Raw genomic sequence first — 11,409 nt, 5'->3', positions numbered from 1 at the left:
GACTACGTCTCAGAAAGACGTGCGGGTGACACCACGAGAGCGGAACAGTCAGGCGGAATAAGCCCGACCGTTCACAGCGTCCTCGCTATGTTTTGTTTCAAAGGAACCTCGCCACCGGAGTAAACCGGTGGACGGGGTATCAACATATCTGGCGTTGACTTTTGGCACGCTGTTGAGTTCTCAAGGAACGGACGCTTCCTTTGTACTCACCCGAGAGACTCTCTCGTGGCTTTCCTCCGGGCGCTTCCCTTCGGTCTTGCGTTTCCGACTCTATCAGATCGTTTTCCGATCCGATTTCCTCGGCGCTTTCCAGGTTCCCGCTCTCGCGTTTCCCTTTCCGGCGGTTCCGACTTTATCAGAAGTTCTGAGTCGGAATTCCCGCCCCGTCGGGAAAGCGTCCGGTAGCACGAAGCTGCCGGGTTCCCCCTTGGGCGGAGTCGTAAACCTACTGGAGCGGGGCGCCCCGATGCAAATCGAGGCGCCCCGCTCCGGGTTCGCGTGGACGAAGGCCCGACGGACCGTCAGACCTCCACGACCACCGGGAGGATCATCGGCCGGCGTCGGTACTTGTCCGAGACCCACTTGCCCAGAGTCCGTCGCACCAACTGCTGGAGCTGGTGGGGCTCGACCACACCGTCCTGCGCCGAGCGCTCCAGCACTTCGATGACCCTTGGGAGGATGTCCGCGAAGGCGGAGTCCTCGATACCCGAGCCACGGGCCTGGACGTGCGGACCGCCTGTGATCTTCCCGGTCGAGGAGTCGATGACCATGAAGACCGAGATGATGCCCTCGTCGCCGAGGATCTTGCGGTCCTTCAGCGCCGGCTCTCCCACGTCACCGACCGAGAGGCCGTCGACGTACACATAACCGGCTTGGACCTTGCCGGAGATCTTCGCCTTGCCCTCGACGAGGTCGACGACCACGCCGTCCTCGGCGATGACGATCCGGTCGTGCGGGACGCCGGTCAGGGCGCCCAGCTCGGCGTTGGCCCGCAGGTGACGCCATTCGCCGTGCACCGGCATCAGGTTCTTCGGACGGCAGATGTTGTAGAAGTACAGCAGCTCGCCGGCCGAGGCGTGGCCCGAGACGTGGACCTTGGCGTTGCCCTTGTGTACTACGTGGGCGCCCCAGCGGGTCAGGCCGTTGATCACGCGGTAGACCGCGTTCTCGTTGCCGGGGATCAGCGACGAGGCCAGGATCACGGTGTCGCCGTTGACGATGCGGATCTGGTGGTCGCGGTTGGCCATGCGGGACAGGGCCGCCATCGGTTCGCCCTGGGAACCCGTGCAGACCAGGACGACGTCGTGGTCCGGGAGGTCGTCGAGCGTCTTGACGTCGACCACCAGGCCCGGTGGAACCTTCAGATAGCCCAGGTCCCGGGCGATGCCCATGTTGCGGACCATCGAGCGGCCGACGAAGGCGACCCGGCGGTTGTACTCGTGGGCCGTGTCCAGGATCTGCTGGATGCGGTGGACGTGACTGGCGAAGCTCGCCACGATGATCCGCTTGCGGGCGTTGGCGAACACCGTGCGCAGGACGTTGGAGATGTCCCGCTCGGGCGGTACGAATCCCGGGACCTCGGCGTTCGTCGAGTCCGAGAGAAGCAGGTCGATGCCTTCCTCGCTCAGCCGTGCGAACGCGTGGAGGTCGGTGAGGCGGTTGTCCAGCGGGAGCTGGTCCATCTTGAAGTCGCCGGTGTGGACCACCATGCCGGCCGGCGTGCGGATGGCGACGGCGAGGGCGTCCGGGATGGAGTGGTTGACCGCGACGAACTCGCAGTCGAACGGGCCGATGCGCTCACGATGTCCCTCTGCCACCTCAAGGGTGTACGGGCGGATGCGGTGCTCCTGGAGCTTCGCCTCGATCAGCGCGAGGGTCAGCTTGGAGCCGATCAGCGGGATGTCCGGCTTCTCCCGCAGGAGATAGGGAACGCCGCCGATGTGGTCCTCGTGGCCATGGGTGAGGACGATGCCCTCGATGTCGTCAAGGCGGTCCCGGATGGACGAGAAGTCCGGCAGGATCAGGTCGATTCCGGGCTGCTCCTCCTCGGGGAAGAGCACTCCGCAGTCGACGATCAGCAGGCGGCGGCCGTACTCGAAGACCGTCATGTTTCGGCCGATCTCGCCGAGGCCGCCGAGCGGGGTGACCCGCAAGCCGCCTTCGGGGAGCGGCGGGGGCGAGCCGAGTTCAGGATGCGGATGACTCAAAAGACTCTCCTCAACCACGCACGCCACGTACCGGTGGGCACGTGGCGCGCGTGACGTTCGTGCAGAAGCAGTTGTCGTTGTGGACGGCAGGCACCGGTGGCCTGCATATTCAGTTGTGAAGTCTGGGGGCGCGGGCGGGCGCGCGAAGTCTGGTGCTAGAGCTGTACCCCGCCGGCGGCAAGATCGATCTTGAGCTGCTCGATCTCTTCGGACGTGAGCTCGATCATCGGCGCGCGCAGCGGTCCGGCGGGCAGGCCCTGGAGGGTGAGCGCGGCCTTCGTCGTCATGACGCCCTGGGTGCGGAACATGCCCGTGTAGACGGGGAGCAGCTTCTGGTGGATCTCGGTCGCCTTCTGGACGTCACCGGCGATGTACGCGTCGATCAGCGCGCGCAGCTCCGGGGTGACCACGTGGCCGACGACGGAGACGAAGCCGACCGCGCCCACGGAGAGCAGCGGCAGGTTCAGCATGTCGTCGCCGGAGTACCAGGCGAGGCCGGAGCGTGCGATGGACCAGCTGGCGCGGCCGAGGTCGCCCTTGGCGTCCTTGTTGGCGACGATCCGCGGGTGCTCGGCGAGGCGGACCAGTGTCTCGCTGTTGATCGGGACGCCGCTGCGGCCGGGGATGTCGTAGAGCATGACCGGCAGCCCGGCGGCGTCGGCGATGCCCGTGAAGTGCCGGTACAGGCCCTCCTGCGGGGGCTTGTTGTAGTACGGCGTGACGACCAGGAGGCCGTGCGCGCCCACCTGCTCGGCCGCGCGGGCGAGCTCGATGCTGTGGTGGGTGTCGTTGGTGCCGACGCCGGCGACGACGTGGGCGCGGTCACCGACGGCCTCCAGGACGGCCCGTACGAGATCCGTTTTCTCCGCGTCGCTCGTGGTGGGCGACTCGCCGGTGGTGCCGTTGATGACCAGGCCGTCGTTGCCTGCGTCCACCAAGTGGGTGGCGAGCCGCTGTGCGCCGTCGAGGTCGAGTGCGCCGTCCGCCGTGAAGGGCGTGACCATGGCGGTGAGGACCCGCCCGAAGGGGGTCTGCGGAGTGGAGGTCAAAGCCATGGGGAACACGCTACTCGTTGCTCAAGGCGGGGTCTGCCCTCGGGGGAGGCGTCAAGTGGTGACAAATGCGGATCCCGGCACTGCCTGCTCGGGGGTTCAGGCAGTGCCGGGTCCGTTTGATCAGGCTAGATGAACTTCCCTAAATGCCGCAATACGGACACTTCGCCCCACTGGTCCGTACATCTGTGCCCTCCTGGGGAATAAGGGTGCGTAATGAGGGTTCGTTACGGCGCCACTCGGCCGTTCGCATTGAAGGCCGCGTGCGTGAGCGGCATGAGCTTGGCCCACTCCGCCTCCATCTTCTCGCCGACCATCTCGATCTCCCGCTGCGGGAAGGAGCGGACCTTCGCCAGTTCGTGCTGGGTGCGCAGCCCGAGGAAGTGCATCAGCGAGCGGGCGTTGCAGGTGGCGTACATCGAGGAGAACAGGCCGACCGGGAGCACCGCGCGGGCGACCTCGCGGGCGACGCCGGCGGCGAGCATCTCCTGGTAACGCTCGTACGCCTGAACGTATGACTCCTGCATCGAGCGTTCCACGATCGCCTGCTGCGCCTCGGTGCCCGGCACGAACTCGTATCTGCCCGGGCGCCCCTGCTGGACGAGCTTGCGGTCCTCTCCGGGGACGTAGAAGACCGGTTGCAGTTCCCTGTAGCGGCCCGACTCCTCGTTGTAGGAATTGTGGACGACTACGCCGTTCGCCAGGAAGTTGTGCCAGGGGCCTTCCACGGTGAGGTCGTACGTCATCTCCTCACCGTCCTCCTCGATCGACACGATCAGGTCAGGCACGGCCACGGCGATCTGCCCTCCGCGCCGTGCGAGGTTCTGTTCCTCGGCGCTCTTGGACGCATGACAGGGCTCGCAGGCCGGCGCCAGGTTCCGCTCGTCCAGCGCGCGAGCGAGGTCCTCGGCCACGGGAACGACGTGATCGAGCGCGAGCTGCTCCCGCGGGAAGGACTCTCCGCAGAGATGACAGCTGTCGGTCTCTCCGATCAGACGGTCGCGCAGCGTCGCGGTCCAGACTCCCACGCCGCGACGGAGGCTCGGGGGGACCGGACTCTCCGCGGGACGAGGCGCCATACCCTCCCCCATCACCGCGTCCCCCGCCGCGAGCTCGCCGGCCTTTCGCCAGCCGTCCGGGGTGAGGATCGCATGGTCGACAGTGCAGCGCAGGACCTTGCCGTCGGCAGTGGTGATCTTGATCAGCGGCTTGGTGCCGGACTGGATGACGTCGAGGATCGGGGCGCTACGGGCCGTCAGTGTCTCCTCGTCGTAGCAGCGGACCTGGTTGCGTCGGACCGGTTCCAGCTTGCGCAGCCGGGCCGAGGGGTGCCGCTCGCGGAATTCCGCGACGGCCGAGTCGGCCGCTTCACGGTGGTCGTACAGCCCGAGGTGGTGGTCGGTCTCTCCGAGACCGACCTGCGCCATCCACTTCTGCGCGCGGGCGTTCCAGGTCACACCGCCTGCTGAAGGCGGCAACCGGTCCTCGACGTCCAGGTGCCACAGCTTGTACAGATCCTCGATCGAGCGGCGCCGGAGGGTGCCCGCCTCGCTCACCAAGGTGATCTCCGTGTCACCGGCGACGCACCAGCCCACGCGGTGCCGCATGAACTCGCGGAAGACGAAGATCGGGGCGCTGACGAAGAAGGTCATCGAGTTGTGCTCGAAGGGGCTGCCGTGCCGGTCTCGCATCAGGTAGTTGATCAGGCCCTTGGAGCGCTCCGGGTCCTTGCCCAGCTCCTCCAGGGACTGTTCGCCGACGGTCGAGACGCGGGCGGCGAAGAGCACGTCGGCGTCGGACGCGGTGTGCTTGACCAGCTCGACGGTGATGTCACTGCGGAAGCTGGGCTTCAGGTCGTCGGCGGGTGTGTCGGTCACGGCAGGGAGGGTCCTTCCATCACTTCTCTCGGGCGGCGCCCACTCTACGGCCCGGCACTGGCATCGGGGCGTTCGGTGCCGGTACGCGACGACTTCTGTGAATTCGGGTGAAGCGGGCACCAAATGTGGCACCCGCTCGTCTGTATGGACGACAGTGATCCGTATGGACGACAGTGATCCGTTCGACCCCCGAAGGAGATGCGACCCCGATGTTCCGTCGGCGCGAACCCGTACCGTTCGCCTTCCTCGCCGAAGCCGACACGTTCCGCAGCAATGTCACTCCCCCGCCCCGTGAGCGGGCGTCCGCCGGGCAGATAGCCGGGCGCTCCTTCCTGGGGCTGATGATCGTCGCCGGTCTGGTGGGCTCCCTGGCGCTCGGGGTGCCCGCGCTGTCCCAGGACCGGGCGCCCGCGCATACGCAGCAGTCCCAGGCGTCCCGGGGGCACTGAGCCGGGACTGGCCCCATCCGGACCCCGGAGGTGGTGAGCAGGGACACAGGTGGATAACCTCACCGGGCACAGCCCACGCATGGAATTGAGTGAGGACCAGCCGTGCCCCTGCCCTTCCTGACGGCCGACCGCGCATTCGAGGCGCAGGACGTCCCGCTGCCCTTCGACGACCGCGACCGCTGGCGGCGTCCCTACCGGCCCGGCCCGTGGCGCGTGGGCGTGGCAGCGATCCTGCTGCTGCTTGCCTCCTACGTGCTCTTCGCGGCGGTGATCATCGCCCTGACCGGTGCGGTGTCGGAGGCCGGGGTCGTCCTCGGTATCGCCGTGGTCGTCATCGTCTGCGCGCTGCGGCTGCTGCGCATCGGTGTGTGGGTGAGCCCCCACGGGCTGCGCCAGGTGGGTTTCCTGCTCACGCGCACGGTGCCCTGGGAGCAGGTCGTCGCCGTCCGGACGGTGCAGCAGCCGGTGCGCTGGCTCGGGCTGCCGCGTGCCGTGATGGGGCAGGCGCTGACGCTCGTACGACGGGATCGTGGGGCGGATGACCTGCCGGCGCTGCTGACCACGCACAACGCGGACTTCCTGGCGCGGCCCGGTTCCTTCGACCGGGCCGCGGACGCGGTGGAGGCCTGGGCGGACGAGTACCGGCCGGGCTGACGTCCCGACCATGACCACGCCGAAGGGGCCGGTCCGCAGCGAGTGCGGGCCGGCCCCTTCGGCGTGCGGCGAACGTGGTCAGACCTGGACCGGTCTGCCGTCGTGCAGGGCTATCGCCCGTTGCATCGCCTTGCGGGCGCGTGGGGTGTCGCGGGCGTCGTGGTAGGCGATGGCCAGGCGGAACCAACTGCGCCAGTCGTCCGGCGCCGCCTCCGTCTCCGCCTTGCGCTCGGCGAACACCTCGTCGGCCGAGTCACGGTCGATACGGCCGCCCGGGCTGCGCTTGAGCTCGTCGACGGGCAGGCCGCCCTCGGCGTCGAGTTCGGCGGCAAGCTGGTTGGCCTTGCGGACGAACTGGGTGTTCTTCCAGAGGAACCACAGACCGATGACCGGCAGGATCAGCACCGCGACCCCGAAGGTCACGGTCAGAAGCGTGCCGGACTGGATGAGCATGACGCCGCGGCTGCCGACCAGGACGAAGTAGAAGACCAGGACGGCGGCCGTGACGGCGTAGGAGAGCTTGGCTCGCATCAGCCGAGATCCAGGAAGTGTTCCAGGCCGAAGGTGAGGCCCGGGGTGGTCACCACGCGGCGGGCGCCGAGCAGGATGCCCGGCATGAAGCTGCTGTGGTGCAGGGAGTCGTGCCGGACAGTCAGGGTCTCGCCCTCGCCGCCCAGCAGGACCTCCTGGTGGGCGAGCAGACCGCGCAGGCGGATGGCGTGCACGGGCACGCCGTCCACACTGGCTCCCCGCGCGCCGTCCAGTGCGGTGACCGTGGCGTCCGGTGCCGGTGCGGAACCGGCCCTGCGCCGGGCCTCGGCGATGAGCTGGGCGGTGCGGGTGGCGGTGCCGGACGGGGCGTCCACCTTGTTCGGGTGGTGCAGCTCGACGACCTCGACGGACTCGAAGTAGGGCGCGGCGATCTGCGCGAACTTCATCGTCAGCACGGCCCCGATGGAGAAGTTCGGCGCGATGAGCACGCCGGTCTCCGGGGACCGGTCAAGCCAGCCCTTGAGCTGTGCGAGACGCTCGTCGGTCCAGCCCGTCGTACCGACGACCGCGTGGATGCCGTGCCGTACGCAGAAGTCGAGGTTCTCCATCACCGAGGCCGGCGTGGTCAGTTCGACGGCGACCTGGGCTCCGGTTTCGGCGAGCCGCTCCAGCTTGTCGCCCCTGCCCAGGGCGGCGACCAGCTCCATGTCCTCCGCGGCCTCGACCGCCCGTACCGCCTCGGCACCGATGCGGCCCTTGGCACCGAGGACCGCCACGCGCAGCTTGCTCATGTTCTTGCTTCCTTAACCGGGGTTCCGGAGTCCCGGAGCCTCAAAGGCCCGGAGTCTCGGAGTCGTGGAGTTCGGAGTTTCGGAGTGGATCAGGCGACGGCCTCGTGCAGTCGGGCCGCCTGCTTGTCCTTCAACGGGCCGATGACCGACAGCGAGGGCCGCCGTCCCAGGAGGTCGCGGGCGACCGAGCGGACGTCGTCCGGGGTGACCGAGGCTATCCGGGCCAGCATGTCGTCGACCGACATCTGCTCGCCCCAGCACAGCTCGCTCTTGCCGATACGGTTCATCAGCGCGCCGGTGTCCTCGAGACCGAGGACCGTCGAGCCTCGGAGCTGGCCGATGGCGCGGTCGATCTCGTCGTCCGAGAGGCCGTGTTCGGCGACCTGGTCGAGTTCGTCGCGGCAGATCTTCAGCACGTCGTGCACCTGGCTCGGGCGGCAGCCCGCGTACACGCCGAAGAGTCCGCAGTCGGCGAAGCCGGAGGTGTACGCGTACACGCTGTAGGCCAGGCCGCGCTTCTCGCGGACCTCCTGGAACAGCCTCGACGACATGCCGCCGCCGAGGGCCGTGGTGAGGACCCCCAGCGACCAGCGGCGCTCGTCGGTGCGGGCCAGGCCCGGCATGCCGAGGACGACATGCGCCTGCTCGGTCTTGCGGCCGACCAGCTCGACGCGGCCCGCGGTGCGCAGGGCTCGGCGCCCGTCGCGGGGCGCGATGGGCGTGGCGTCGAGGTTCTTGAGGGCGCCCACCTTTTCGAAGGCCGCGCGGACCTGCCGTACGACCGTGTTGTGGTCGACGTTGCCGGCGCACGCCACGACGAGGTGGGTGGGGTCGTAGTGCTTCTTGTAGAAGCGGCGGATGCGGTCGGCGGTGAGGGCGTTGACGGTGTCGACCGTGCCGAGGACCGGGCGGCCGAGGGGGTTGTCGCCGAACATGGTGTGCGCGAACAGGTCGTGCACGCAGTCGCCCGGGTCGTCCTCGGTCATGGCGATCTCTTCGAGGATCGCACCCCGCTCGACGTTGACGTCCTCTTCGATGATCAGGGAGCCAGTCAGCATGTCGCAGACGACGTCGATGGCGAGCGGCAGGTCGGTGTCGAGCACGCGCGCGTAGTAGCACGTGTACTCCTTCGCCGTGAACGCGTTCATCTCGCCGCCGACCGCGTCGAGGGCGGAGGAGATGTCCAGCGCGCTGCGCTTCGAAGTGCCCTTGAAGAGCAGGTGCTCCAGATAGTGGGTGGCGCCGTTCAGGGCCGGCGTCTCGTCGCGGGAGCCGACGTGGGCCCAGATACCGAAGGTCGCCGAGCGGACCGAGGGCAGGGTCTCGGTGACCACGCGCAGTCCACCCGGGAGGGTGGTCTTGCGGACCGTACCGACGCCGTTGGTGCCCTTGATCAGAGTTTGGGTACGGGCGACGGCCCGCGCCTCCGAGGAGGTGCGGGCCGTCGCCGACGTGCTGCTCGACGTCACTTGTCGGTGTCGTCCTTCTTCTCGTCGCTCTCTTCGCCCTCGATGACCGGGATCAGGGAGAGCTTGCCTCGGGAGTCGATCTCGGCGATCTCGACCTGGACCTTGGAGCCCACACCGAGCACGTCCTCGACGTTCTCCACGCGCTTGCCGCCGGCGAGCTTGCGGATCTGCGAGATGTGCAGCAGACCGTCCTTGCCGGGGAGCAGCGACACGAACGCACCGAAGGTCGTCGTCTTCACGACGGTGCCCAGGTAGCGCTCGCCGACCTCCGGCATGGTCGGGTTGGCGATCGAGTTGATCGTGGCGCGCGCGGCCTCGGCCTGCGAGCCCTGCTGGGCACCGATGTAGATGGTGCCGTCGTCCTCGATCGTGATGTCGGCGCCGGTGTCCTCCTGGATCTGGTTGATCATCTTGCCCTTCGGGCCGATGACCTCGCCGATCTTGTCCACGGGGATCTTGACGGTGATGATCCGCGGGGCGTTGGGGGACATCTCGTCCGGCGTGTCGATCGCTTCCATCATCACGTCGAGGATGTGGAGGCGGGCGTCACGGGCCTGCTTGAGGGCCGCGGCCAGGACGGAGGCCGGGATGCCGTCCAGCTTGGTGTCGAGCTGGAGGGCGGTGACGAACTCCTTGGTGCCGGCGACCTTGAAGTCCATGTCGCCGAAGGCGTCCTCCGCACCGAGGATGTCGGTGAGGGCGACGTAGTGCGTCTCGCCGTTGATCTCCTGGGAGATCAGACCCATGGCGATACCGGCGACCGGGGCCTTCAGGGGCACACCGGCGTTCAGCAGCGACATCGTGGAGGCGCAGACCGAGCCCATGGACGTCGAGCCGTTGGAGCCGAGGGCCTCGGACACCTGACGGATCGCGTAGGGGAACTCCTCGCGCGTCGGCAGCACCGGCACGATGGCGCGCTCGGCGAGGGCGCCATGGCCGATCTCGCGGCGCTTCGGGGAGCCGACGCGGCCGGTCTCGCCGACGGAGTACGGCGGGAAGTTGTAGTTGTGCATGTAGCGCTTGCGGGTCACCGGGGAGAGGGTGTCCAGCTGCTGCTCCATCCGGAGCATGTTCAGGGTGGTGACGCCCAGGATCTGCGTCTCGCCACGCTCGAACAGCGCCGAACCGTGCACGCGCGGGATGGCCTCGACCTCGGCGGCGAGCGTACGGATGTCCGTGACGCCACGCCCGTCGATGCGCTTCTTGTCCTTGATGACGCGCTCACGGACCAGGGACTTGGTCAGCGAGCGGTACGCGGCGGAGATCTCCTTCTCGCGGCCCTCGAACTGCGGGAGCAGCTTCTCGGCGGCCAGACCCTTGACGCGGTCCAGCTCGGCCTCGCGCTCCTGCTTGCCCGCGATGGTGAGAGCCTGCGAGAGCTCGCCCTTGACCGCGGCGCTGAGCGCCTCCAGGACGTCGTCCTGGTAGTCGAGGAAGACCGGGAACTCACCGGTCGGCTTGGCGGCCTTCGCGGCGAGGTCGGCCTGGGCCTTGCAGAGCACCTTGATGAAGGGCTTCGCGGCGTCCAGACCGGAGGCGACGACCTCCTCGGTCGGCGCCTCGGCGCCGCCCGCGACCAGCGTGATGGTCTTCTCGGTGGCCTCGGCCTCGACCATCATGATCGCGACGTCGCCGTCGTCCAGGACGCGGCCCGCGACGACCATGTCGAAGACGGCGTCCTCGAGCTCGGTGTGCGTCGGGAAGGCGACCCACTGGCCGTTGATCAGCGCGACGCGGACGCCGCCGATCGGGCCGGAGAAGGGCAGACCGGCCAGCTGCGTCGACGCGGAGGCGGCGTTGATCGCCACGACGTCGTACAGGTGGTCGGGGTTGAGCGCCATGATCGTGGCGACGACCTGGATCTCGTTGCGCAGGCCCTTCTTGAAGGACGGGCGCAGCGGGCGGTCGATCAGACGGCAGGTGAGGATGGCGTCCTCGGAGGGACGGCCCTCGCGGCGGAAGAAGCTGCCGGGGATCTTGCCGGCGGCGTACATCCGCTCCTCGACGTCCACCGTGAGGGGGAAGAAGTCGAGCTGGTCCTTGGGGTTCTTGGATGCGGTGGTGGCCGACAGCACCATGGTGTCGTCGTCCAGGTACGCCACGGCGGAGCCGGCGGCCTGCTTGGCCAGGCGGCCCGTCTCGAAGCGGATGGTGCGGGTGCCGAAGGAGCCGTTGTCAATGACGGCCTCGGCGTAGTGGGTCTCGTTCTCCACTAGCGTTATCTCCGTTACTTGTCGTCTTTCGTCCCTCCTCGCCCGTGTGGCGGGGGGACGGTGGCGGAGAAGCGCTCCGTGCAGTGCGGGCCGGTCTTCGATCGAAGCACCCGGGGCTCGCTTCGCCCGGGCGCCACTACCGAGGACCGGCGGCGGCTAGGTGCGCTTCTCCATTTCTTGTCGTGCGGTGTTGCTCGTCCTGCTG

At 68.2% G+C, this 11,409-nt stretch carries 8 protein-coding genes and 3 pseudogenes; 2 read left to right on the top strand and 9 right to left on the bottom strand.

The window, feature by feature from the left end:
- Positions 1-521 precede the first annotated feature (521 nt).
- The 5 genes and pseudogenes from M2271_RS10125 to M2271_RS10105 form a co-directional block, all read right to left on the bottom strand.
- Positions 522-2,207 (bottom strand): ribonuclease J, encoded by a 1,686-nt coding sequence (locus M2271_RS10125; protein ID WP_280886776.1) that lies wholly within the window; start codon positions 2,205-2,207, stop codon positions 522-524.
- 155 nt (positions 2,208-2,362) lie between these two features.
- Complete coding sequence (gene dapA / locus M2271_RS10120) at positions 2,363-3,262, bottom strand: 4-hydroxy-tetrahydrodipicolinate synthase (RefSeq protein ID WP_280886775.1); 900 nt, start codon at positions 3,260-3,262, stop codon at positions 2,363-2,365.
- A gap of 224 nt (positions 3,263-3,486) precedes the next feature.
- Positions 3,487-3,936: pseudogene (gene thyX, locus M2271_RS10115) on the bottom strand (FAD-dependent thymidylate synthase); the annotation flags it as partial.
- A 4-nt stretch (positions 3,937-3,940) separates the two neighbouring features.
- Positions 3,941-4,686, bottom strand: a pseudogene (locus tag M2271_RS10110) (HNH endonuclease); the annotation flags it as partial.
- A gap of 159 nt (positions 4,687-4,845) precedes the next feature.
- Positions 4,846-5,136, bottom strand: a pseudogene (locus M2271_RS10105) (FAD-dependent thymidylate synthase); the annotation flags it as partial.
- 209 nt (positions 5,137-5,345) lie between these two features.
- Between M2271_RS10105 and M2271_RS10100 the strand changes: the two are divergent.
- Together M2271_RS10100 and M2271_RS10095 are read left to right on the top strand one after the other, a co-directional pair.
- Complete coding sequence (locus M2271_RS10100) at positions 5,346-5,585, top strand: hypothetical protein (protein ID WP_280886774.1); 240 nt, start codon at positions 5,346-5,348, stop codon at positions 5,583-5,585.
- A gap of 102 nt (positions 5,586-5,687) precedes the next feature.
- Complete coding sequence (locus M2271_RS10095) at positions 5,688-6,239, top strand: PH domain-containing protein (protein WP_280886773.1); 552 nt, start codon at positions 5,688-5,690, stop codon at positions 6,237-6,239.
- A 78-nt stretch (positions 6,240-6,317) separates the two neighbouring features.
- Here M2271_RS10095 and M2271_RS10090 read toward each other — a convergent pair whose 3' ends face one another.
- The 4 genes from M2271_RS10090 to M2271_RS10075 form a co-directional block, all read right to left on the bottom strand.
- On the bottom strand, positions 6,318-6,770 hold the full coding sequence (locus tag M2271_RS10090) for a hypothetical protein (RefSeq protein WP_280886772.1): 453 nt from the start codon (positions 6,768-6,770) through the stop codon (positions 6,318-6,320).
- A complete protein-coding gene (gene dapB / locus M2271_RS10085; RefSeq protein WP_280886771.1) occupies positions 6,770-7,522 on the bottom strand; it encodes a 4-hydroxy-tetrahydrodipicolinate reductase in 753 nt (250 codons plus the stop codon). The genes M2271_RS10090 and dapB overlap by 1 nt, the downstream gene beginning before the upstream one ends.
- 89 nt (positions 7,523-7,611) lie before the next feature.
- Positions 7,612-8,991 (bottom strand): pitrilysin family protein, encoded by a 1,380-nt coding sequence (locus M2271_RS10080; protein WP_280886770.1) that lies wholly within the window; start codon positions 8,989-8,991, stop codon positions 7,612-7,614.
- Entirely contained in the window at positions 8,988-11,204 is a 2,217-nt protein-coding gene (locus M2271_RS10075) for a polyribonucleotide nucleotidyltransferase (RefSeq protein ID WP_280886769.1), read from the bottom strand. Before M2271_RS10075 ends, M2271_RS10080 begins: the two co-directional genes overlap by 4 nt.
- Positions 11,205-11,409 lie beyond the last annotated feature (205 nt).

The sequence above is a fragment of the Streptomyces sp. LBL genome, from assembly GCF_029893585.1.
Taxonomy (GTDB): Bacteria; Actinomycetota; Actinomycetes; order Streptomycetales; family Streptomycetaceae; genus Streptomyces.
Note: the sequence above shows the minus strand (reverse complement) of the source record. Positions and strands in the feature narration are given on the sequence as shown.